The sequence below is a fragment of the Rhizobium sp. 05N430 genome, assembly GCF_056396985.1.
Window position 1 is genome coordinate 145,268 of sequence record NZ_JBFTMO010000002.1, and the last position, 23,660, is coordinate 168,927.

Consider the following 23,660-nt stretch of genomic DNA (forward strand, 5'->3'; position numbering starts at 1 on the left):
GCCGAACGCCAACCCCGGGCGTAGTCTGAGTTGAACGGGCATTTCCCTGAAAACTGTTTTCGGGCGCAACTGGTGCCGGAAATAGAAACCAGTTTCACTTATCGCGCAGCGGCCGCCCCGCCGGCCGCAAGTGGCGCTTGCGTTTAAACCGCGAAAACTGCGCCTAGATCGTATATGATGAAAATAAATTTCATCAATGCGCTTTCAGGCCCGTTTTCGGTTGACGGCCTCTGATTTTTGTCCCAACTTGAAGAAAATAAATTACTAAATTGGGAACGTCATCGGGATGAAAGTGGGAATCATAGGGCTGGGATTCCGGCTCGGCTACCTCGGCCATGTCTTCACGGCAATCGACAGCAGCTTCGAAATCGTTGGCTATGTCGATCCGGAGCCCGCGGGACTTCCGGGGTTGCAGGAAAAGGGTATCTCCGTCGGCAAGGCCTATGGCACGCCGCAGGAACTCCTCGCTTCCGAAAAGCTCGATCTCTTGATGATCGGCTCTCCCAATCACATGCATCTCGATCACATCCGCCTCGGCCTTGAATCCGGCCTCAAGGTTTTCTGCGAAAAGCCGATCGTCACCACCATCGCCGAGAGCATCGAGCTCGCGCACCTGATGGCGAAGTTTGGCCATGAGCGGCTGATGGTCGGTCTCGTGCTGCGCTATTCGCCGCTTTACAAGGACCTGCGCGCCGTTCAGGCGGAAGGCAAGCTCGGTCATATCGTTTCCATCGAGGCCTCCGAGCATATCGAGCCCTATCACGGCGCCTTCTTCATGCGCGACTGGCGCCGCTACGAGCGCTATTCCGGCAGCTTCATGCTGGAAAAGTGCTGCCACGATCTCGACCTCTACAATGGTGTCGTCGGCGCCCGGCCCGAGCGCGTCGCCAGCTTCGGCGGCCGCAAGAGCTTCACGCCCGCCAACGACCCGGCCCGCGAAGGCATCAACGACCTCGAACTCTTCCATCGCAAGCCAAGCGGCTGGATGGGATCCGACAAGGTGTTCGACAGCGACGCCGATATCATCGACTATCAGGTCGCAATCGTCGAATATGCCAATGGCGTCGGCATGAATTTCCACACCAACCTCAATGTCCCCGACCAGTTCCGCCGTTTCGCGATCATGGGATCGCGCGGTATGGCGGAAGGCGATTTCGTGCGCGGCTATCTCGATGTTCACGAGCAGCTGACCGGCAAGAAGGTCTTCGAGACCAAATATGCCGCAACCGAGCTTTCTCAGCATTACGGCGCCGACGAACAGATGGCCGCTGATATTCTCGAAAGTGTGCGCACCGGCCTCGAGTTGCCGGTCTCGACCCTGAACGCATTGGAAGCCGGCATTCTGGCGCTTGCCATGGATGAGGCGCGAATGAAAAAGACGATCGTCGACCTGCGTCCCGTCTGGGACCGCTTCGACGAAGCCCTTCACGCAAGAGCGGCTTGAGGAGGGCTGGAGATGGGTGTTCAACGCAGCACAGTCATCTTCGCCTGGCTCCTCCTCTTTCCGGCCGTCCTTTATGTGACAGTCATTGTCGCCTATCCGCTGCTTGACACGTTCATCCTGTCATTCACCGACGCGTCGCTGAAGAAGACCACCAATTGGGTGGGCTGGGTCAATTACGGCAAGATCTTCAACTCGACCTTCGCCGAGGTCATCATCCGGACCTTCATCTGGACGTTCTTCTCAGTGTCGATCAAGATGATCATCGGGGTCTTCGGCGCCACGATGCTGAATTCCGCCGTGCCCGGCCGCGCGCTGTTTCGCGTGCTGACCATGCCGCCCTGGATCGTTCCGATGGCGATCGGCATCTTCATGTGGGGCTGGATGTATAACGGCCAGTTCGGCATGATCTCCGGCATGCTGCAGCGCTTCGGCCTGGCGTCGGGTCCCGTCGCCTTCCTTGCCGAGGGATCGACGGCCTTCTGGGCGACCATCATCACCGACGTCTGGATCGGCGTGCCGATGGTGACGCTCTACATGCTGGCGGCCATGCAGGCGATCCCGCAGGATCTTTACGAAGCGGCCTGGACAGACGGCGCCGGACGTTTCTATCGCTTCCGCCGCATCACCCTGCCGCTGATCGTGCCGTCGATGATCACCATGTCGATGCTGTCGCTGATCTCGACCTTCAATTCCTTCGACATCATCTGGATTCTCACGCGCGGCGGTCCGAGCGGCGAGACGACGACGATGATTATCGACACCTACAAGACGGCGATCGGCTCCAACAAATATGGCGAGGGCGCTGCGCGCGCTGTGCTGATCTGCATCTTCCTGTCGATCTTCTGCGTCTGCTACTTCCGCATCACCAGCCGTCTTTCTTCCGGAGACAAGCGATGAGAACGCCGCATCTGCTGATCAACCGCTATAAATGGTACGAGATCGTCGGCATCTATGCCGGTATCCTTGTGTTCCTCACCTTCGTTCTCGCCCCTTTCGTCGAGGGCTTCCTCGTCTCGCTGAAGCCGCTCAGCCAGCTGTTTTCGTCCCCCTATCGCTTCATTCCCGAAAACGGCTCGTTCGAAGCCTACCGGACCATGTGGGTGAGCGTACCGGGCTTTGCGCGCTACATCTTCAACTCCTTCTTCATCTCGACGATCGTCACGACGGTGGTGCTGATCCTCGTCGTCCCGGCCTCCTACGCCTTCGCTCGTTTCGAATTCCGCGGCGCCGGGTTGCTGCTCGGCGCGTTCCTGGCGGTCAACATGTTTTCGGGCGCCGTTCTTCTCATCCCGCTCTTCCGGCTGATGCGCTCGTTTGGGCTGCTGAACACCTATTTCGCCATCATGGTTCCCGGCATCGCCTTCCTGATCCCATCGGCGATCTGGCTGCTACGCACCTATATGATGCGCATCCCGCGAGAGCTCGATGAAGCGGCCTTCGTCGATGGTGCCAGCCATTTCTATACGCTGCGCCGGGTCATCCTGCCGATCGCCATGCCGGGGATCACCGTCGTTGCCATCACCACCTTCATCGGCTCCTACGCCCAGCAATTCATCTACGCCCTGACCTTCAACTCCAAGACGGAATACGCCCCTCTGCCGGTCGGCCTGTTTGCCTATTTCGGCCGCCAGGAAGTCGTCTGGAACGAGTTGATGGCGGCAAGCTTCGTCGGCATCGCGCCGGCGATGATCGTGATTTTCTTCCTTCAACGGTATCTCGTCAGCGGTCTGACCGCGGGCGCGGTGAAACAGTAAGACAAAACTAAACCACCAGAGAAAATGGGAGCTAAAAAAGTGACGATTCAATTCAAGACCGGCCTCATGGCCCTTGCCCTGCTCGGCTCCACCGCGCTTGGTACCATGACCGCCCATGCCGCTGACCAGGAAATCAGCTGGATCTATTGCGGCGACAAGATCGACCCCATCCATGAAAAATACATCAAGGAATGGGAAGGCAAGAACCCGGGCTGGACCGTCAAGCCTGAAGTCGTCGGCTGGGAACAGTGCCAGGATAAGGCAACGACGCTGGCTGCTGCCGGCACGCCCGTCGGCATGGCCTATGTCGGCTCGCGCACGCTGAAGGAATTCGCGCAGAACGACCTGATCGTTCCGGTGCCGATGACCGACGAAGAGAAGAAGAGCTACTACCCGAACATCGTCGATACCGTCACCTTCGACGGCAACCAGTGGGGCGTGCCGGTCGCTTTCTCGACCAAGGCCCTCTACTGGAACAAGGACCTGTTCAAGCAGGCCGGTCTCGACCCGGAAACCCCGCCGAAGACCTGGGCTGAGGAAATTGCCGACGCCAAGGCCATCAAGGAAAAGACCGGCATTGCCGGCTACGGTCTGCCTGCCAAGACCTTCGACAACACGATGCACCAGTTCATGCATTGGGTTTACACCAACAACGGCAAGGTCATCGACGGCGACAAGATCGTCATCGACAGCCCGGAGGTTCTCGCAGCTCTTCAGGCCTACAAGGACATCACGCCCTATTCCGTCGAAGGCGCAACCGCCTACGAACAGAACGAAATCCGCGCCATCTTCCTCGATGGCAAAGTCGGCATGATCCAGGCTGGTTCGGGCGCTGCTGCCCGCCTCAAGGACACCAAGATCAACTGGGGCGTTGCGCCGCTGCCGCTCGGTCCTTCGGCCAAGGGTGAAGGCACGCTGCTGATCACCGACAGCCTTGCCGTCTTCAAGGGCACGGGCGTCGAGGAAAAGGCGGCCGAATTCGCCAAGTACATCACCTCGCCGGGCCCACAGGGCGAATACGAGCTGCAGGGCGGCGCTGGCCTTACCCCGCTGCGTCCGTCGGCGAAGGTTGACGAATTCGTCAAGGCCGATCCGTCGTGGAAGCCGTTCATCGACGGTATCGCCTTCGGTGGTCCCGAGCCGCTCTTCACCGACTACAAGGGCTTCCAGAACTCGATCATCGAGATGGTTCAGTCCGTGGTTACGGGCAAGGCCGAACCGGAAGCCGCTCTGAAGAAGGCTGCCGGCGAAATCGAAGCCTTCAAGTAAGCCGTATCAGGGGATCGCGGGCAACGGCCCGCGATCCCCACCGACCAACATCATGCGCGTTCAGGCCGGGACCGGAGACAGATTTTTGGGACAGCTTCAGCTCAATAAAGTTCAAAAATTCTATGGCGACTACGAAGTTCTGAAAGGCGTCGAACTCGACGTGAAGAACGGCGAGTTCGTTGTCTTTGTCGGACCGTCAGGCTGCGGCAAGTCCACCCTGCTGCGCATGATCGCCGGTCTCGATGCCACGACCAAGGGGGACATCGTCATCGATGGCGTCCGTGTCAACGAGCTGCCGCCCGTCAAGCGTGGGATCGCCATGGTCTTCCAGTCCTACGCGCTTTATCCGCATATGACGGTGTTTGAAAACATCGCCTTTCCGCTGCGTGTCGAGAAGATGGAAGAGGAAAAACTCAAGGCGCGCGTCGAAAACGCTGCCCGCATCCTACATCTCGAAACCCGCCTGCAGCAGAAGCCCGGCATGCTTTCGGGCGGCCAGCGCCAGCGTGTCGCCATCGGCCGCGCGATCGTTCGCGAACCGAAAATCTTCCTCTTCGACGAACCACTGTCCAACCTCGACGCGGCATTGCGCGCCGACATGCGCATCGAGCTTGCCAAGCTGCACCGGCAGCTGAAGGCCACGATGATCTATGTTACCCACGACCAGGTGGAGGCCATGACCATGGCCGACCGCATCGTCGTGCTCGATTCCGGCAATATCTCGCAGACGGGCGCGCCGCTGGAGCTCTATCACAAGCCGGCAAACCAGTTTGTGGCTGGCTTTATCGGCAATCCGAAAATGAATTTCCTGCAGGTGACATGCAAATCCGTCAGCGATGCCGGCGTGACGGTCGATTACCGCGGCCAGACGGCGACATTGCCGGTCGCCCCGCGCGACGGGATGGCAGGGAAAACGCTGACGCTCGGCATCCGGCCGGAGCATGTGCAGCTTGCCAATGGCGACATCTCGCTGACGGTGACGCCGAGCGTCATCGAGCGGCTGGGCGCCAATACGGTTGCCTATGCCGCGCTCGGCAGCGAAACGGAAAATTTCTGCGCCATGCTGCCCGGCAGCGTCGGGATCCGCGCCGATATACCGGTGACCGTCGGCATCAATGCCGTGGACTGCCATCTGTTCGACGAAAACGGCATCGCCTTCGAACGCCGGGTGGAACTCACCGAAATCGATATGAACCTGCTGTCTCCGGCGACAGCCTGAGGATCGCAATTGGACCGCGGCAGCGGTCCGATCTCGGCTATTCTTCGATCAAACCGTCATAGACTTCCATCAGGGCGTCGGTGATCGCCTGCCCGAGTGCAGCACCGGCCGCCCGGACATCATCCTCGCTGCCTTCACGGGCAGCCTTGGCGAGCTCGAAACCCTGGTCGCTGACGATTAGTTTGGCGACCTCGATTGCCCACTGGCCGAAATCACCGCGATTTCCAATCTGGACTTGCTCTTCCACGCCACTCTCCTTCGCTCGATGAACCTCATCTAGCGAATGCGGCAGCGTGCGCAAGCAGCAATTGACCGATCAGTTACCAGACGAGGCCGCGCGCAGCGACTTCCTCGACACGGGTGACGACGCCGTCACGGTGGAAGACCATCGTGTCGAAAAGGTTCGAAACCACGCAGGTGTGGTTGGGGATGATGAAGATCTTCTCGCCGATCTGCGGCCGCGGCCCCGTGCAGGCCGAGAGGTCGATAACGCCATGCTCTTCGGAGAGGCTTGCAATCTTCGCTTCGGGATAGCCGACGACAAGGCCGAAGTCGCTGAAGCCCTGGAGATCGGAGGTCAGCGCCTTCGAACCGGCATCGATGACGGCGCGATCGGCATTCGGACGCGAGACCACGGTCGCCACGATATGCATGGCGCAATCGTCTTCCGTGCAGTGCCCCATGCGGATCATCTGGCGGTCGTTATAGATATAGGTTCCGGCGCGATGCTCCGTCGCCGACTTGACCAAGTGGGCGTCGAACAGGCTCGGCGTGCCGCCATTGCTGACGATCGGGCAGGCGATGCCTTGCGCCGAGAGGAGCGACAGGGTCGACTGGATGAAAGCCTCGACGGCATCGGCCGATTGCGGTTTGGGATAGGTGAGAATGCCGCCGAAGGTCAGTCCATCGGCCGCAGCGATCCGCTTGGCAAGCGATGCCGCCTCCTCCGGCGTCTGGACCCCGCAGCGGCCTGCACCCGTATCACATTCGACCAGCACGGTGAGCGTCCGGTGGCCGGAGAAATGGGCCGACAGCCCGTCGATCGTCACTTCGCTGTCGGCAACCACCTTCAGGCCGGAGATCCGGTCGTTCAGCGCACTCAGCCGCTCGAGCTTCTGTGGCCCGAGGATATTGAAGGTAATCAAGATGTCCTCGAAGCCGGCCTCAGCGAAAACCTCGGCCTCGGTGACTTTCTGGCAATTGATGCCCTTGGCGCCAGCCGCGACCTGGGCGACGGCGAGTGCCGGGATCTTGTGGGTCTTGATATGCGGGCGGAAGTTCAGCCCGTGCTGATCCATATAGGATTGGACTCGGTGGATGTTGGCGGCCAGCCTGTCTTCGTCGATAACAGGGCGGGGGGTCGAGAGATCCGCGATCCTGTCACCTGCCTTGGCGACGACGGCAAACTGGTTGTCATGCATCTCAGGCGGCTCCGCGTTCGGTTCCATGTGGATCGGCCACGATCGGCCAGATGTTCTTCGGCGCTCGGCGATAGGCAGTCGTTGCAGGATTATTGGGATAGGGCGTTCCCGCGGAGCAGTAAAGGATCTCGGCCGCGATCTTGGAGAAGGACGCGAAGAAGTGGTTGGTGGATTTGATCACCAGGATCTTCTGTTTAGCCGGATCGATGCCCATCACCGAAAACAGGCTGGGGTCGAAGCTCTGGGCCCGCGTCGAATTGAGGATGATGTCGATTCCATCGAGGACGATATGGGCGGAATCGCCGAATGGTGCCAGGCTCTCGCCAAACTGCATCTCGGCATTCTTCACCAGCTTGACGATCTTGACGGTACCATCGACAGGATTGCCGGTGCCGGGTGCCGATTTGGCGCCGAAACGGAGCGGAATCTCGGCCCCCTCGCCTGCCGCAAAACAGATCTGCACGGCAACCGGATCCCAGATCGTGCCGATCGCAGCGCTTTTGACGCCGCGGGCGATCAACTCTTCGAGAATGACGGTCGCGTCGCCAGCCGTCCCGCCGCCCGGATTGTCCCAGACATCGGCGATCACGACAGGCCAGACCGTTGCGGCAATCGCGCGGGACACCGCTTCCTTCTCGTCGATCTGCGGCACCATGAAGGTCCCGCGCTTGGAGAAAAGCTCCATGCCGAGTTCGCGCGCCAAGGCGGCGCCCTTTTCCGGCTTGTTGTTGGTGACAACAAGAAGCTTGGTGCCCATTTCAGGCACGTCGCCGACCATGAAACCATGGACGACCGAGATCGACAGGACATCCGGGTCGTCCTTCTCGATCTTCATGATCTTGTCGACGAAAGAGCGCATCGGATCGCGCGAGGTCGGGAAGACGTCGATCATCCGGCAGTCGAACACCGAATTGACTGGCTTCGCCCGTCCCTCAAGCGCATCGACGGCGATCCGCCAGAGATCTTCGGCGCGGTCGACAAAATCGGTATGCGGGAATTCCTTGAAATAGACGGCGAAATTCAGGGCTTCGATGCGCTTCTTCGTGAGGTGGCTGTGCGGATCGAGCTCGGCACAGATCAGCACGTCAGGCCCGACCATTTCACGCATGCGGGAAAGCAGATCGCCTTCGGTGTCCTCGTATCCGGCCGCGACCATCGCACCGTGCAGGCCCATGACGATGGCATCGACCGGCAGCGCTGCCTTCAGCTGGCCGAGGATCTCGTCGCGCAGCTCCTCATAGGTGTTGCGATTGACGAGACCGGCCGGGTCTGCCCAGGTGGCGGTGCCCTCGATCAGCTCCCAGCCTTTTTCGGCGGCGACACGGCGGCCGACGGTGATCGGGGCGGTGCAGAGGGTTGGCGTTTCGGGATGCTGGCCGGGCGGCGCATAAAGCGAAGCCTCGAAAGCGCGGCGGTCCACGCAGATCGGTGAAAAGGTATTGGTCTCGGTCGCCAGTGCTGCCGTGAAAATGCGCAAGTGATTAGGCCTTTTAATGTCGGCCCCGCGTCAACCCATCGGGTTCGGCAGGTAGCCGGTGAAACCGCAGATCTTCCACCGTCCTTCGTGGAGCCTGCAATAATAGAGTGTCTGCCACTGCATGATGTCGCGGCTGCCGTCGCTCTTCGTCAGGCCGCCGTCGAATTTCTTGCGAACGAGCGCCATGTCGCCTTCGATCTCGATATCCTCGAGCGTCGTGGTGGTGAAGATTGCGGTGCGGGTATCCTCGGCAAAGCTTTGCGTGGCGAAGTCTTTCGCCTGTTTCAGCCACTCGTCGCGATAGGCTTTGAGCGTCGGAAAAGCGAGGCGCCATTTGTCCGGGCTGACTTCCTTGCGGCCATCGATGCCGATGAAGCCGTCCTCGACGAAATCATGCTCGACCGCGGACCAGTCGGCCGCCAGAAACGCATCGATATCGCGGGGAACAAGCATCTCCCAGATGCTGTGCCTGGCGGTATCCGAGGACGGGAAAGGATTCTGAAAAGGATCACGCATGGCCGCCCCCGATTTAAATAGTTTTCATAAATGGCGTTTTTCGCTGGTCAAATTCTGCTTTCTATGGTCACTTGTCAACTTATCAAGAAAATAATTTGCAAGGAACCGGGCATGTCCATCAGACGCTATGGCACTGTTCAAACCGGCGCCGGTGGCAAGGCGCTGCCGTTCGCACGCGCTGTGGAAGCCGACGGCTGGCTCTATGTTTCCGGCCAGGTGGCGATGGAAAATGGCGAGATCATCGACGGCAATATCATTGCCCAGACCCACAAGACGATCGCCAATGTGCTCGCCATTCTCAAGGAAGCCGATTACGGCGTCGAGGACATCGTTCGCGTCGGCGTCTGGCTCGACGATCCGCGCGATTTCTGGACCTTCAACAAGATCTATCAGGAATATTTCGGCGAGCACCCTCCGGCCCGCGCCTGCGTCCAATCGTCCATGATGGTGGATTGCAAGGTTGAGATCGATTGCGTCGCTTATAAGAAAAAAGACTGAGAGCGGCGATTACGGGGGGACCGGCTTGGATATCTTTTCCACATTGCAGGAAGACAAGAGCCGGCTCTCAGCCTCCGAGGGCCGCATCGCCGAGATCATCGTCAATGATTTCGAATTTGCGGTGAACGCCTCGATCATCGAACTGGCCGAGCGCGCCCAGGTATCCCCGCCGACCGTCACCCGCTTCTGCCGGCGGCTTGGCTGCGAAAGCTTCTCCGACTTCAAGGTGCAGCTCGCCCGCACCGCCCATATCGGCGTGCGCTATCTCAAGCCGGAATCGAAGAGCAGCGATCCGGCCGACGTGGCGCAGGATATCATTACCAAGGCGCAGAACGCGCTGTTCCTGCTGCACCGCTCGCTCGACCTTACGGCGATTGAGGCGGCTGTCGGGCTGATCTCCAAGGCCGAGATGATCTACGCCTTCGGCTCCGGCGGAAACTCCTCGATGATCGCCGACGAGCTGCAGAACCGTCTCTTCCGTCTCGGGCTGCGCATTACCGCCAGCTCCGACCACAGCATGCAGATGATGATGGCGGCAGCGGCCAAATCCGGCGACGTGATCATCGGCTCCTCCTTCTCCGGCCGCAATGCCGAGCTAGTCCGCTCCTTTGCTCTGGCACGCGAGGCCAAGGTGAAGACCATCGCGCTGACGCAGACCGGCAGCCCGGTCGCCAAAGCCGCCGAGATCGTCGTTCCGATCGACCTGCCGGAAGGCACCAATATCTACCGGCCGACATCGACCCGCATCGCCTATATCGCGACAGTCGATATTCTCGCGAGCCTCGTCGCCTATGCCATCCAGCCGAAGGCAACGACGACGCTCCGCCGCATCAAGCAGCAACTCGTCGCCCACCGTGACGGCACCGACGACCGGCAGCTGCTTGGAGACTGATTGACATGAGAGGACAGCAGCAATGACGCAATCGGCGGCCATCGTGACGGGAGCAGCAGGCGACATCGGCGCGGCGATCGCCGCGAAACTGGCCGACGATCACGACATTGTTCTGCTGGCCGATATCGATCCGAAAGCTGCGGCCGCAACCGCAGCGAAACTCGGCAGCGCCGATCGTTTCATCCCGGTCGAATGCGACGTCACCAGCGAGAGCAGCGTTGCAGCGCTCGCCAGGCGCGCAGCGGAGATCGGAACGGTCCGCACGCTGGTCAACAATGCAGGCGCCGCCCGCGCCGTCAGCCTGCATGACACGACGCCGGAGATCTGGCGGGCGGACAATGCGCTCAATCTTGAAGCAGCATTCCTGACCTTCCGCGCCGTCGAGGATCAGCTGAAGGCGAGCAAAGGCTCGGTCGTCAACATCGCTTCGGTCAACGGCATGAATGTTTTCGGGCATCCGGCCTATAGTGCCGCCAAGGCGGGGCTTCTGCATTTCACAAGGCTGGTGGCCGTCGAATACGGCAAGTTTGGTATCCGCTCGAATGCGGTGGCTCCGGGTACGGTCAAGACCCAGGCCTGGGAAGTCCGCGCCGCGGCCAATCCCAATGTCTTCGAGGATGCCCGCCGCTGGTATCCGCTGCAGCGTGTCGTCGATCCGAAGGATGTCGCCAATGCCGTCGGCTTTCTCGCCGGACCGCTGGCGGCGGCGATCACCGGCGTCTGCCTGCCTGTCGATTGCGGCCTGACGGCCGGTCAGGCAGAGCTCGCCCGCACCTTCTCCCAATCCGAGCACTATTGAAAATCATAAGAGAAAACGAGAGGAACAGAAATGAAACCGGTTTACTACCGCCTGGAAAACAGCTGGAACCCGGATGGCGGCCCGAACGGTGCATTCACCTTCACGCTCTTCAATCTGTCCGGCGAGCCGCTTTCCGGTTTCAAGCTCGTCTATACCTCGCTCACCCGCGTCATCGATGCGGCAGCTTGCGGCAACGCCACCTTCCTGCGCCGCAACGCCAATTTCCATGAGTTCGGTCCGCCCGCCGGTCTCACGCTCGCACCCGGCGAAAGCTGGAGTTTCACAGTCGCCGGCCTGCACCGCAGGGCGCAGCATTGCACCGACGGCGCCAAGTCCGCCTACCTGACTCTCTCCTCGGGCAAGCATGTGCCGGTCGCCGTGTCGGACCTCTTGCTGGAAGGCCGCACCAGCGAGCCGCCACCGGAGCTTCTGCCGGAAGGCCGCCTTGATCTTCCCTTTGCGCTTCAGCCATGGCCGGCCGAGATCAGTGCCACACCGGGCGACGGCTTCCCGGTCGTGCTCTTTCCGCAAGGCGCCAGCATCGAGGAACTCTCTGCCATCTCGACGGTCATCTCGCTGACGCGGCGCCTGTTCGAAAGCGACCACGCAGTCTTCAATCTTGCCGCCTCGCCGCAGGGCCGCCCGCTGAGCTTCAAGACGGATGCCGCCCTTGAGGCAGAAGCCTATCGCCTGGATTTCACATCCGGCAGCGTTACGCTCAGCTATTCCGGTGCTGCCGGACGCCAGTATGGCCTGACTTCGCTCGCCCAATTGCTGAACGGCGCTCGCGTCACCAAAGACAAATTCCGTTTCCCAATTTCAGGGACGATATCGGACAAGCCGCGTTACGGCTGGCGCGGCTGCCATCTCGACGTCTCGCGCCAGTTCTATCCGGTTGCCGACGTCAAGCGGCTGATCGATATCCTCGCCTGGTTCAAGCTCAACATCTTCCACTGGCACCTGACCGATGACGAGGCCTGGCGTCTGGAGATCAAGGCCTACCCGCAGCTGACGGCGACGGGTGTTCTTCGCGGGCCCGACGAACCGCTGCTTCCACAGCTCGGCAATGGTGCCGAACCTATCGGCGGCTTCTATTCGCAGGACGACGTCCGCGAGATCGTCGCCCATGCCGGTTCGCTGAGTGTCGAAGTCATTCCCGAGATCGACATCCCCGGTCACAATGCGGCAACGCTCGTTGCACTGCCCGAACTCACCGACGGTCAGGAAGCGCCCGACAGCTATCATTCCGTTCAGGGCTATCCCAACAATGCGCTGAACCCGGCCATACCGATGACCTATGAATTCCTGGAGAAAGTTTTCGACGAGATGGTCGAGCTTTTCCCCTCCTCCTACATCCATATCGGCGGTGACGAAGTGGCAAACGGCTCGTGGCTTGCCTCGCCGCTTGCAAAGAAGCTGATGGAGAAGGAAGGCATCTCAGGCACGTTCGGGCTGCAGTCCTATTTCCTGAAGCAGGTGAAGGCGATGCTCGACAAGCGTGGCCGCAAGCTCGCCGGCTGGAACGAGGTGGCCCATGGCGGCGGCGTTGCGGCAAAGGACAGCCTGCTGATGGCCTGGGAAAATCCGCAGGTCGGCATTGAGCTCGCCAAGGAAGGCTATGACGTCGTGATGACGCCGGGCCAAGCCTATTATCTCGACATGGTTCAGGCGACAGCTTTCCAGGAACCGGGCGCCAGCTGGGCCGGAACGGTGCCACCGGCCCACACCTATGCCTATGAGGCAGCAGGCGAATTCCCGGAAGAGCTCAAGGATCGGCTGAAGGGTGTTCAGGCCTGTATCTGGTCTGAGCATTTCCTGTCGCGCGGTTACTTCAACCGTCTCGTCTTCCCGCGCCTGCCGGCTATCGCCGAGGCGGCATGGACGCCGAAGGCCGCGAAGGATTGGCATCGCTTCGCTGCCATCGTTCCACTGAGTCCGATGCTTTAGGATGTCAGCGATGCGGATTGCGATCGGTGGAATTCATACGGAGTGCAGCACTTACTCGCCGGTGCTGATGGCCGTGGATGATTTCAAGGTGCTGCGGGGGGAAGAGCTTCTCGGCGCGGCCTATTTCGACTTCGTCCACGAGAGCGGGGCTCACCTGCTGCCGCTGCTTCACGCCCGCGCCGTGCCCGGAGGCCCGGTGTCGCGCGTGGCCTATGAAGCCTTTAAGTCCGAGTTCATCGAGAAGCTGAAAGCGGCGCTGCCGCTCGACGGCCTCTACCTCGCCATGCACGGCGCGGTGAATGTCGAGGGCATGGACGATGCCGAGGGCGACTGGATTTCGGCAGCCCGCGCGGTCGCCGGCAATGCCTGCATTGTCGCGGCGAGCTACGACCTGCATGGCAATGTCAGCCAGACGATCGTCGACCAGCTGGATATCTTTGCCGCCTACCGCACAGCACCGCATATCGATGTGCGCCAGACGATGGTCCGTGCCTGGACGATGCTCGTTGATGCGTTGGAGACGGGCGAGCGGCCAGGTGTCGCCTGGGCGCCGGTCCCGGTTCTCTGGCCCGGCGAGCGCACCTCGACCGAGGACGAGCCGGCAAAGGGGCTCTATGCCAGGCTGCCCGAATTCGACGCCCGCGACGGAATTCTCGATGCCAACCTTATGATCGGTTACGTCTGGGCCGATGAGCCGCGCGCGACGGCCTGCGCCGTCGTGACCGGCCGCGTCAAGGCTGCGGCTATAAAGGCGGCAGAGGAGATTGCTCTCTCCTATTGGGATGCACGCGCCGAGTTTCGTTTCGGCCCGGTCACCGGTTCATTGGACGAAGTCCTTGATATCGCTCAGAATTCATCGTCACATCCGGTTATTCTTGCCGATTCTGCGGACAATCCGACAGGTGGCGGCGTCGGCGACCGCGCGGACGTGCTGCGAGCCGTTCTGAGCCGCAATCTGACCGGCGTTCTCTTTGCCGGCATCACCGATCGCCCGGCAGTTGACGCATGTTTTACTGCAGTAAACTCTGCGAGGGTAACGCTATCGATCGGCGGCAGTCTGGATCCGTCGAGTCAATCGATCGATGTGGAAGCGGAAATCCTGACCCTCGACGACCCAGGCATCCCTGCCGACCGGCAGGCCGTTGTGAGGATCGGCGGCGTGACTGTCGTTCTTGCTGCGCGCCGGCGCCCCTACCACAATATCGCGGATTTCACCCGCCTTAGCCTTGATCCCAAATCCGTACGACTTCTCGTCGTCAAATCCGGATATCTTTCGCCGGAGCTTGCGCCAATCGCCAATCCGAACCTGATGGCTTTGACGGATGGCGTGGTTGGGCAGGATATCGAAAACCTTGTCAGCCTCCGCCGGCAGCGTCCAGCCTTTCCATTCGATCGCGATTTCGCCTATACGCCGGAAGCGCGTCTTTCCGCTTCCTGGAAAGATTGACAACAACATACGGCGACTGTCCATATCGGGTGGCTTCATCTCCACCCGGCCTGTATTCGCCAGTCTTCGATGAAGAACATGAAACGCCTTGTCCCCGACGTCTTCCGCAACCCGGTCATCCGGGTGAGCATGCTTGCGATTTTCACCTTCGGCTTTGCCGGCGCGACGACCTCGCCCTACCAGTCGGTCGTCGGTATTCGAGAGCTGGGTCTTTCGAACGCACTTTATTCCGCACTGATCTTCGCGGCCGCAACCGTCAATGTCGTCGTCAGCATCCTGCTGGGCAATCTTGCAGACCGGCTGGGCGAATACCGGACGATGATGCTGATCGCCGCGATCTTCGGCGTTGCCGGTTACGGCGCCATCTATCTCATTCCGACCGAACAGGTCTTCGTGTTGAGCGCTCTTCTCATCCTGCCCGTCTATAGTTCGCTGAGCTCGCTGTTGTTCGCCAATGTCAGAGCGGCGACCGGAGACATGAACAGAAGCGATGTCGCGACCGTCAATTCGGGCGTGCGGGCGATGATCTCCCTCTCCTGGGTTCTCGTCCCGGGGCTGACCGGCATTCTGCTGTCCGGTTCGCCGACCATGCTGCCCGCCTATCTCTTTGCCTGTATTTCCTGTGTCGTCTGTCTGGCGTTGATCGGGCTGTTTCTGCCACGGCAGAGCGGCACCGACCATGCGGCCACCCATCATCTGTCCTATCTCGCCGCGCTCGGACAGGTCGTCTCCCCGAAGATCCTGAGCCGCGTCGTGGCTATCGCCTTGATCAGCAGCACGCTTCACGTCAATGGCGCCATCCTGCCGCTGGTCGTCACCGGCGCTGCGCATGGGACCGTTGCCGATGTCGGTGTCCTCGTCGGCATCGTTGCCTTCCTCGAGGTCATCTTCATCATTCTCTGGTCGCGGCTGCTACGGGTGATCAGCCAGCTGACGGCTCTGGCCGCGGGAACGATCATCTACGCCGTCTATCTCGTGCTGCTCGCCCTCGCCTCCGCGCCCTGGCAGGTCTACGCCCTCACCCTTATCAGCGGGATTGGCGCAGCCGCCCTGATCAGCGTTCCGATAACCTATCTGCAGGATCTGATTGCCGAGCGTCCGGGCCTCGGCAGCGCGTTGATCTCGGTCAACATATTCCTCAGCGCCGGATTGAGCGCCTTGCTCTTTGCTGCCGGGACGGCCCTGACAACCTATTCCGGCACGGCATTCGTCGGTGCGATCTCGGGGGTGGCCGGGCTCGGCCTGTTGCTCTTTCTCGATGGACGCCGACGTTAGGCTAAACGACTGGATTCGCTTGGATTTCAGTCCATATGGCGCTCTCATGGCCTGATTTCTCCACGTTCCATTCGTTGTTTATCCGATGTTTTCTTAGCGCAACGGAACTCAATGAATAGTTTGCTTCCATCATTGGGTTACAGGCTTTGGCGGGCGTGCCGCAGGCTCCGATATGTTCGCCCGTCGCAAAGCGGCAAGCATTGGCCACGTGTTGAATTGCCCCTCCCCGGCGCGGCGCGATAATGTCCGCAAATAGCCGCCTGGAGACGCAATCGTACTACCCTTCTGGAATATGCAGGCGATCGCGACAGCCGTATTCTGCACGCCCATCCTGCTGACGGCCTGATGATAGGCGGATGGATCGATTTGCAGCATGGTGCTGACGATGGTGCTGGCGCTGATCAGATCGCTCCACGTTCGAACACTTCCTCCCGGTCCGTAAAGAGCGATATCGGGGCAGGTTTCGGTCACTGTGGTGATCGGATAGGTAATCGACGCCTTCCCGGGTAGCAGCCTTTGTCCTTCTAAAGCGTTGTCGCCGAGATCAGCGGAGTTTACTGCGGTCAACCCATCCCCGGCATTCGTAACCGGATGTTCAGATTCAGAAATAGATTCAGATTCTGATATCTGTATGTGCCGCTCATTCTGTAAGGCATTGGCGCTCGAATTTTCGGTTTTAATCTGTGTTTCCAGTTGCTTGACGATTTCGGCGCGAAATTCCTCGAGCTCGGCCAGAACCGAGGCGATCAGATGCGGGGTTGCAACGCGTGGCAGCTTGTTGAGGATGGAATGAAACGCCTCATCGATCGCCCACCAGTCGCCATCGGCCGACTCGGCGATCGCAGCTGTGATCAGCTTCGAGATATCGCGCCTGCAAAGGGTGAGCTGTTCCTTGATGGTCTGCAGATGCAATTTCTCGGCAGCGACCTTGGCTGCGAGACGTGCGATTTCCTCAGCGCGGGCAAGCAGCGGCGCTAACGAGAAACCATAGGCATCCCGGATTTCGCCCTGACGGTCCTTGCGCGCATAACGCTTACCATTCGGACTGTCCTTGCGGAGCACCAGGCCGGAGGCGATGAGAGATGCCATATGCCGCCGCACCGTCTGCTCGGCCATGCCGTGGCATCGGATTGAAAGCTGGTTGTTAGATGGGAACACGACAAGGCTGCGCTCGGCAGAGAGTTCGCCATGTGGATAGAAGCTCAGAAGCGCATTCAGCACCGCGAGCGCCCGGTCGGAAATATCGAGCAGAGGTTTGGCTTCGCAGAGCGCGCGATAAATTTTCCACTTGTCGACCGAGGCACTGCTCTCGATCTTTTGGGCCCTGACCTGGCTTGCAAGCATGCCAAGCGTCATCGGCCGCCGCCCAAAGGGCGTCGTCACACTTCCACCATCCATTTTCTTCGCCTTCTTCAAGGCAAAAGATGTCAGCTCACCAAAAATAGGTGCCGGGGACTCTTGACTATGTGGAGTGGAAATGTGATTCTCTGGGTGTCTAGATCAGAGAGGGCTTCCACTACGGCAACGTTTTGGGGGCCTTTTCTTTTGCTTATTGATCTCCATTCTTCGATGAAATCATGTCCTTCTCGAACGCCTCGTAGAGACGATCCAGATTGTCTGCGATATAGGCGCCGAAGGCCGATCCCTTGGCTGCCTTCAGCGCGATCGTGAACTGTTTGCCGTTATCCTTGATCTTCGCCTTGACCGAACCGTCGCGTCGCTGCCATTGGCTGATGGATGCCGGCTGCGCCTGGTTTTGAGCGGTGGAAACCGGTTTGCCGTTCAGAAACTGCACAAGCATATCGAAACGCACGTCCGGTTCGGCAGCAACGAAATCGGGCGTCTCAACGAAGAGAGTTGCCCGCTCGGCGGAATTTTCTTCTTCGAACTTGACCGAAAGATCGTGCCAGCGGTCGCGGCCGGTGGCGCGCGCAGCGCCGATTGCCGAGAGAACCTCGGCCGGGATGCGGCGGGTGACCGACAGCATCTTGGAGACCGTCGTCTTATCGGCACTCAGCGCCGACATGATGGTCTCGCGGTCGAAACCGAGCGTATCGAGCTTGTCGGCAAACATCGTGCGCTCGATGAAGGAGAGGTCGGCACGCGCCGAGTTTTCCTGACCCTGGGCGATGACGTGGTCACGGTCGTCGAGCTTCTTGACCACGGCGCGAACCGGACGGCCGAGCTCCTTAGCAACGCGCGCACGGCGATGACCGAAGGCGATTTGATACTTGCCATCCTTTTGCGGATGCGGACGCACCAGAATAGGGGAGTCCTGACCGCGCGAGCGGATCGCTTCAAGCAATTCCTGAAACTGCTCGTCGGTTTGAACCAGACGATCGCTGACGAAGGACTCCTCGATGAGAGCGGTATCGAGATCGATAACCGTTTCGCCATGAGCGAGCTTTTCTTCGATATCGCGCGCCGCATCCGCCCTCGCCGCCAGCGCGTCGATGCTGCGGGTGACGGCGCCAAGCGCCCCGATTCCCTTGAAGGCAATCTGCTGCTTTTCGGCGCCGGAATCGGCCTCGCTATTTACCGCGGTAAACTTCTTGGAATCGTCCATCAGGCCCGAGAGGATATTCTTACGTGCCATATGTCTCCCTCCGGACGGTCGATCGGTTTCCCGTGGTGAAGCCGTGAGTTATCATTTGCGGCCCCAGGCTTTGTGGATGAGATCTGCGATCTCGCCGTTGACTGAATCCATTGCCTCCATTGCGCGGTCATAGGTGGCGCGCGTAAAGGCGCTGCGCTCGACCTCGTAAAGCGTCTGGTTGGTCATGGCCGCATCCGATATCGCGACGCTTCGCAGCATCGGATTGGTCAGAACGTGATTGCGGAACATCGAGCGCATGAAGGCGACCATTTGCGTCTGCGGCCCGTCCTGCGGGTCGTAGCGGGTCACCAGGTAGCGCAACCAGTCGAGGTTCATATTGCCGCCGGCGCCCTTCAGCGTGTTCAACACTTCGCCGAGCATCTGCAGGAACTGGCACATCGACATAACGTCGAGCATCTGCGGATGAACGGTGATCAGCACGGCTGTCGCGCTGCAGATCGCGCTCATCGTCAGGAAGCCGAGCTGTGGAGGGCAGTCGATAACGACGACGTCGTAGTCATCTGATACCGAAGACAGCGCCTCGTCGAGACGGGCAAAGAAGATCCGGCCGTAATCGCTGGTCTTGCCCTGCGCGAGAATGCGCGGCGTGTCGTGCTCGAATTCCATGAGCTCGAGATTGCCGGGGACGAGGTCGAGGTTGGGGAAATTGGTCTTGCGGATGATTTCCTTCAGCGGACGGCGCTCGTCGTCGTAGCGGATCGCCGCGTAAAGCGTCTCGTTCTCGTCGACGTCGAATTCCGGCTGGAAGCCATGGATGGCGGACAGCGAGGCCTGGGGGTCGAGATCGACAGCCAGAACCCGGTGGCCGGTGAGGGCCAGGTGCTGGGCAAGATGGGCTGCGCTCGTGGTCTTGCCGCTGCCGCCTTTGAAGTTGACGACGGCGACGACCTGGAGGTGTTCGCTGCCTTTGCGATGCGGAACGTAACGCGTGCCGCCACGGGCGTTCTGGTCGAGAAACTGGCGCATCTCGTCCATCTGACCGGCGGTATAGGAGCGGCGCCCGGACGACGTAACCTGGGGGAGGGGGCCTTTGCCCTCCAGCGACAGGTTCCTGAGATAGCCGCTGGTGACGCCGAGAAAGCGCGCAGCCTCCGCCAGCTGGAACTCGCGCAGATCCTTCATGGCCCGCGGCGGAAACATTTCCAGCCGGTGCTGCTTCAGCTTGTCGGACAGTTCCTGCGCCTGAGCGATGATCAGCTGATCGACGTCAGAAATTGCCTTATCAATTGTCGGTGCCATATTCATGGAAATCTCGAAAATGCGATTTAAACACCCTGCGGGCTTTGAAAGCGCATTTAGCTCCGATTCTCATTTTCTTGCAAGGCAATTAGGCTTAACAGGGAGTTAACCGGATTTCTTCGAGAAGCCTTTGCACAGATTGGCGGCTGAAAAGAGCGGTTTTTCGCGCCGGAAAAGCCTGTGTACGGGCAGCGGAAGCGAACGGCGTTTCTACTTCCGTTCAGGGGAGAACATTAACCATATCACGGCATTAGCCACTATCGGTTTTTGGTCTCCGGGGCCGCGAATCGAATCGCAATTCGTTTGCCACTGCCTATCTTGAGCCCATTTCGGCTCGCCGATCAACGGTTTACGGACCGATCGGCTGTGAACAAACCGACCGATATGAGCCGCAAAAGCGCCGGTTGCGCCGGACTCCCGGCCCTGCCTCAGGCCGGGTGCCGCCTATGCCTGCTGCGACTCAGGGACGCCGCGGCCGCATTCCCGCGCCGGGATCAAAGGCGGCTTGCGATCCGCAGCCCGTCATAGATGGCGGCATGGGTGTTTCGCGCCGCCACTGCATCTCCGATCCGGAACAGCTGGAATTTGCCATCGGCATTGCGGGTGACTGTCTGCTGCTCTCCGGCCAGAAGCTGATCGTGCGACAGCTCTCCGAGATTGCTGGAGAGCGGCTTCAGCTCGAAATAGAGGTCATCAAGCGGAATGGTGCCGTGGTTGACGACGATCTGGTCGACGATCCGCTGCTTGGCAACGCCGCCATAGTCGCTGCCGACATGCGCCATCAGCTGGTTGCCTTGTTTCTCGGCCTGGTCCAGACGGAAGGTGACGGTGAAGATGACGTCGAGCTTCTGCAGCGTGCGCATATAGGGAACGAGGTTCATCGCCATAACCTCGGGCGCAAAGGACCGGTCCGGCGTCATGATCTCGACCTTCGCGCCTGTCCTCGCGATAATCTCCGCCGCCTGCAGACCGGCGTGATCGCCGGCATCGTCATAGATCAGCACATTGGTGCCGGGCTTCACGTCGCCCGAGATGATATCCCAGGCGGAGACGACGAGCTCGTTGCCCTTCGACAGGACATCGGTATGCGGAAGGCCACCAGTGGCGATGATCACCACATCAGGGTTCTCAGCGGCGATAGTGCCAGCTTCGGCCCAGCTGTTGAAATGGAACGTCACGCCCCGTTTCTCGCACTGGCTCATGCGCCAGTCGATGATGCTGATCATTTCCTTGCGGCGTTCGCTTTGTGCTGTCAGGCGGATCTGCCCGCCGGGATTGTTGGCGGCCTCGAAGACGACGACCTCGTGGCCGCGCTCGGCAGCGACGCGCGCCGCCTCGAGCCCGGCCGGGCCGGCACCCACGATGACGATTTTCCGGCGGGAATCCGCCTTTTCCACCACATGCGGCATCGTCTCTTCGCGCCCGGTGGCGGCGTTGTGAATGCAGAAGGCCATGCCGCCCTGGTAGATCCGGTCAAGACAGTAATTGGCGCCGACGCAGGGACGGATATCCTCTTCCCGCTTCTCGATGATCTTTCGAACGATGTGCGGATCTGTCATGTGGGCCCGCGTCATGCCGACCATATCGACCTTGCCGGAGGCGATGGCATGGCGGGCGGTCGCGACGTCGGGGATCTTCGCTGCATGGAAGGTCGGAAAATTGGTCGCGGCGCGGATCTCGCCAGCGAAATCCAGATGCGGCGAGTTCGCCATGCCCTGAATGGGGATGACGTCGGTCAGGCCCGGATCGGTGTCGATATGCCCGCGGATGACGTTCAGATAGTCGATCAGCCCGCTGTCGCGCAGCCGCTTCGATATCTCGATACCGTCATTGCGATCGGTACCGCCGGGAAGACACTCGTCGGCGGTGTAGCGGACGCCAAGGATGAAATCGTCGCCCACTCTTTCGCGCATCGCCTTGAACACGTCGAAACAGAAGCGCATGCGGTTTTCCAGCGAGCCGCCATAGGGGCCGTCGAGCTCATTGGTCAGCGGCGAGGCGAACTGATCGATTAGGTGGCCATAGGCTTCCAGCTCGACGCCATCCATGCCGCCCGCCTTCATCCGCTCCGCGGCATCGGCAAAATCCTTGATGATGCGCTCGATATCCCAGTCTTCAAGTTTCTTCGGAAAAGACCGGTGCGCGGCCTCGCGCTGGTGCGAGGGCGCAAGAACCGGCAGCCAGTCGCCCTTGTCCCAGCGGGTGCGCCGTCCAAGATGGGTGAGCTGGATCATAATCGCGGCGCCCTGTTCGTGGACGGCATCGGTCATGTCGCGGATCCACGGGACGATCTCGTCCTTGTAGGCAAGCAGGTTGTTGAAGACTGGAGGACTGTCGCGCGACACTGCGGCCGAGCCCGCGGTCATCGTCATTGCCACACCACCTCTGGCCCGCTCGACCGTGTAGGCGCGGTACCGCTCCTTCGGCATGCCGTCGTCGGGATAGGCAGGCTCGTGGGAGGTGACGATGATCCGGTTGCGAAGCGTCAGGTGCTTGAGCTTGTAGGGTTGCAGGAGGGGATCGTTCGACATCGCGGTGCTCCAGTGTTCATGACTGGGATCGAAGGTTATCCAGAAATGTACACTTATGTCAATTTAGAAGGCATTGCTGTTTTGCTGGCAGACAGCGATGCACAAACCCGTTGTTGCCGCGATGGGAGTTTGGTACCTCTGCGCCATGGAGCGATTACAGAATGATAGCGGCTGGCGGGGCTCGCCGGATGTGTGGCTCGAGGCGGCCTATGCCTCGCTGCTGGAGTCGGGCGTCGATAGCGTGCGTATCCTGCCGCTCGCGAAGAAGCTCTCGCTGTCGCGCACCAGCTTCTACTGGTTCTTCAAGGATCGCGAAGAGTTGCTCGGCGCGCTGGTCGCCAGATGGCGGGACAAGAATACCGGAAATCTGGTCAGGCGTTCGGAAGCCTATGCGGAAACGGTGGCCGAGGCGATGCTGAACGTTTTCGACTGCTGGATCGATCCTGCACTGTTCGATGCCAAATTCGAGTTTGCTATCCGAAGCTGGGGGCTTCAATCGGCGGAAACGCTTGCGGAAGTGCAGGAAGCCGATCAGCTTCGGATTTCCGCCCTGACGAAAATGCTGCACCGCTTCGGCGAAGACGAAGCCAGAGCCGATGTCCGGGCCCGCACCGTGTATCTGGTGCAGATCGGCTATATCTCGATGCAGTCGCAGGAAGACCTTGCGGTGCGCATGAAGCGTATTCCGGAATATGTGGAAATCTTCACCGGCCGGTCGCCGGAACAACGCGAACTCGACAGATTCTATTCACGCCACGGCTATGCGCCAAACTGAAGGAGGGGCGGCTAGTGCCCGGCGCGCGCTTCGTCGATATGTGGCTTGTTGGCCGGCTGTCTTTCGATGCTCGTGCGCATCAGTTGCCGCTTCACGTCGAGAAAGCTTTTCTGCGCCGCCAGCCGGTCCGCAGCGCTGAGCGGTTCGACCGGTCTGCCGTCGATGTCGTGGCGCATCGAATCGAGCTGGGCGCTGGCGAAATAATAGCGCTTGGAGAAAATGTGGAACGCCGTTGCCCGGCGCAGGCTGCTCACGCCATGCTCCGGCTTCAGCAGCGCCTTGATCTCGTTGAAGAGTCCGACCGCGAAGGGCAGGATGGGGTCACCGGGATTTTCGGGCAGAATTCCAATCGAGCGGGTCAGCATGGCGTTGATCGCCCGGGCTTTCTCGACATCCGCTTCGGTTGCCGCGATCGGTCCGCGGCTGACAGTCCAGGCTTTGCGCATGATTTACTCCACATGGCTTCCATACGTTGCCATTGTGAAAAAACCGCGACATCCGCTGATGTTCCCGTGACGGGGACCTGATCATCGGCATCGA

Annotated in this window: 21 protein-coding genes; 12 read left to right on the forward strand and 9 right to left on the reverse strand. The window is 60.2% G+C overall.

Features of this window, described 5'->3' with window-relative positions; translation table 11 throughout:
• The first annotated feature begins 286 nt into the window (after window positions 1–286).
• The 5 genes from AC1DJO_RS04555 (at window position 287) to AC1DJO_RS04575 (ending at window position 5,686) form a co-directional block, all read left to right on the forward strand.
• Window positions 287–1,444, forward strand: coding sequence for a Gfo/Idh/MocA family protein (locus AC1DJO_RS04555; protein WP_310290629.1), 1,158 nt, complete (start codon window positions 287–289; stop codon window positions 1,442–1,444).
• Window positions 1,445–1,456: 12 nt separating this feature from the next.
• Complete coding sequence (locus tag AC1DJO_RS04560; RefSeq protein ID WP_112388804.1) at window positions 1,457–2,341, forward strand: carbohydrate ABC transporter permease; 885 nt, start codon at window positions 1,457–1,459, stop codon at window positions 2,339–2,341.
• On the forward strand, window positions 2,338–3,198 hold the full coding sequence (locus AC1DJO_RS04565; RefSeq protein ID WP_112597407.1) for a carbohydrate ABC transporter permease: 861 nt from the start codon (window positions 2,338–2,340) through the stop codon (window positions 3,196–3,198). Before AC1DJO_RS04560 ends, AC1DJO_RS04565 begins: the two co-directional genes overlap by 4 nt.
• A gap of 24 nt (window positions 3,199–3,222) precedes the next feature.
• Window positions 3,223–4,467 (forward strand): ABC transporter substrate-binding protein, encoded by a 1,245-nt coding sequence (locus tag AC1DJO_RS04570; RefSeq protein WP_405049557.1) that lies wholly within the window; start codon window positions 3,223–3,225, stop codon window positions 4,465–4,467.
• Between the two features lie 85 nt (window positions 4,468–4,552).
• Window positions 4,553–5,686 (forward strand): ABC transporter ATP-binding protein, encoded by a 1,134-nt coding sequence (locus tag AC1DJO_RS04575; protein WP_477969439.1) that lies wholly within the window; start codon window positions 4,553–4,555, stop codon window positions 5,684–5,686.
• A 37-nt stretch (window positions 5,687–5,723) separates the two neighbouring features.
• On the opposite strand, the gene AC1DJO_RS04580 is transcribed toward AC1DJO_RS04575, so the two are convergent.
• The 4 genes from AC1DJO_RS04580 to AC1DJO_RS04595 all read right to left on the reverse strand — a co-directional run bounded on the left by AC1DJO_RS04580 (window position 5,724) and on the right by AC1DJO_RS04595 (window position 9,100).
• Complete coding sequence (locus AC1DJO_RS04580) at window positions 5,724–5,933, reverse strand: hypothetical protein (protein WP_112388800.1); 210 nt, start codon at window positions 5,931–5,933, stop codon at window positions 5,724–5,726.
• A 73-nt stretch (window positions 5,934–6,006) separates the two neighbouring features.
• Window positions 6,007–7,107, reverse strand: a complete 1,101-nt coding sequence (locus AC1DJO_RS04585) for a D-TA family PLP-dependent enzyme (protein WP_477969441.1) — start codon at window positions 7,105–7,107, stop codon at window positions 6,007–6,009.
• Between the two features lies 1 nt (window position 7,108).
• Complete coding sequence (locus tag AC1DJO_RS04590; protein WP_477969443.1) at window positions 7,109–8,584, reverse strand: M81 family metallopeptidase; 1,476 nt, start codon at window positions 8,582–8,584, stop codon at window positions 7,109–7,111.
• Between the two features lie 30 nt (window positions 8,585–8,614).
• Window positions 8,615–9,100 (reverse strand): hypothetical protein, encoded by a 486-nt coding sequence (locus AC1DJO_RS04595; protein WP_477969445.1) that lies wholly within the window; start codon window positions 9,098–9,100, stop codon window positions 8,615–8,617.
• Window positions 9,101–9,211: 111 nt separating this feature from the next.
• Here AC1DJO_RS04595 and AC1DJO_RS04600 point away from each other — a divergent pair, with 111 nt between their 5' ends.
• The 6 genes from AC1DJO_RS04600 (at window position 9,212) to AC1DJO_RS04625 (ending at window position 15,958) form a co-directional block, all read left to right on the forward strand.
• Window positions 9,212–9,598, forward strand: coding sequence for a RidA family protein (locus AC1DJO_RS04600; RefSeq protein ID WP_477969447.1), 387 nt, complete (start codon window positions 9,212–9,214; stop codon window positions 9,596–9,598).
• Between the two features lie 25 nt (window positions 9,599–9,623).
• Complete coding sequence (locus AC1DJO_RS04605) at window positions 9,624–10,490, forward strand: MurR/RpiR family transcriptional regulator (protein ID WP_112514419.1); 867 nt, start codon at window positions 9,624–9,626, stop codon at window positions 10,488–10,490.
• A gap of 22 nt (window positions 10,491–10,512) precedes the next feature.
• Complete coding sequence (locus AC1DJO_RS04610; protein WP_477969449.1) at window positions 10,513–11,289, forward strand: SDR family oxidoreductase; 777 nt, start codon at window positions 10,513–10,515, stop codon at window positions 11,287–11,289.
• Window positions 11,290–11,319: 30 nt separating this feature from the next.
• Window positions 11,320–13,236, forward strand: coding sequence for a beta-N-acetylhexosaminidase (locus tag AC1DJO_RS04615; protein ID WP_477969451.1), 1,917 nt, complete (start codon window positions 11,320–11,322; stop codon window positions 13,234–13,236).
• 10 nt (window positions 13,237–13,246) lie between these two features.
• Window positions 13,247–14,683, forward strand: a complete 1,437-nt coding sequence (locus AC1DJO_RS04620) for a M81 family metallopeptidase (protein WP_477969453.1) — start codon at window positions 13,247–13,249, stop codon at window positions 14,681–14,683.
• A gap of 78 nt (window positions 14,684–14,761) precedes the next feature.
• Window positions 14,762–15,958, forward strand: coding sequence for an MFS transporter (locus AC1DJO_RS04625; protein ID WP_477969455.1), 1,197 nt, complete (start codon window positions 14,762–14,764; stop codon window positions 15,956–15,958).
• Window positions 15,959–16,087: 129 nt separating this feature from the next.
• Here the strand turns inward: AC1DJO_RS04625 and repC are convergent, their stop codons facing one another.
• The 4 genes from repC to AC1DJO_RS04645 all read right to left on the reverse strand — a co-directional run bounded on the left by repC (window position 16,088) and on the right by AC1DJO_RS04645 (window position 22,345).
• Entirely contained in the window at window positions 16,088–17,356 is a 1,269-nt protein-coding gene (gene repC / locus AC1DJO_RS04630) for a plasmid replication protein RepC (protein ID WP_477969585.1), read from the reverse strand.
• 151 nt (window positions 17,357–17,507) lie between these two features.
• Window positions 17,508–18,554 (reverse strand): plasmid partitioning protein RepB, encoded by a 1,047-nt coding sequence (gene repB / locus AC1DJO_RS04635; protein WP_477969457.1) that lies wholly within the window; start codon window positions 18,552–18,554, stop codon window positions 17,508–17,510.
• A 51-nt stretch (window positions 18,555–18,605) separates the two neighbouring features.
• Complete coding sequence (repA, locus tag AC1DJO_RS04640) at window positions 18,606–19,820, reverse strand: plasmid partitioning protein RepA (protein WP_112388791.1); 1,215 nt, start codon at window positions 19,818–19,820, stop codon at window positions 18,606–18,608.
• A 488-nt stretch (window positions 19,821–20,308) separates the two neighbouring features.
• The gene (locus AC1DJO_RS04645; protein ID WP_477969459.1) at window positions 20,309–22,345 is read right to left on the reverse strand and encodes an oxidoreductase; all 2,037 of its coding nucleotides are present in this window, start codon (window positions 22,343–22,345) and stop codon (window positions 20,309–20,311) included.
• A gap of 145 nt (window positions 22,346–22,490) precedes the next feature.
• Here AC1DJO_RS04645 and AC1DJO_RS04650 point away from each other — a divergent pair, with 145 nt between their 5' ends.
• Window positions 22,491–23,120: a TetR/AcrR family transcriptional regulator gene (locus AC1DJO_RS04650; RefSeq protein ID WP_477969587.1), complete on the forward strand. Its 630-nt coding sequence runs from the start codon at window positions 22,491–22,493 to the stop codon at window positions 23,118–23,120.
• Between the two features lie 11 nt (window positions 23,121–23,131).
• Here the strand turns inward: AC1DJO_RS04650 and AC1DJO_RS04655 are convergent, their stop codons facing one another.
• Window positions 23,132–23,566, reverse strand: a complete 435-nt coding sequence (locus AC1DJO_RS04655; RefSeq protein WP_477969461.1) for a ProQ/FINO family protein — start codon at window positions 23,564–23,566, stop codon at window positions 23,132–23,134.
• Between the last annotated feature and the right edge of the window lie 94 nt (window positions 23,567–23,660).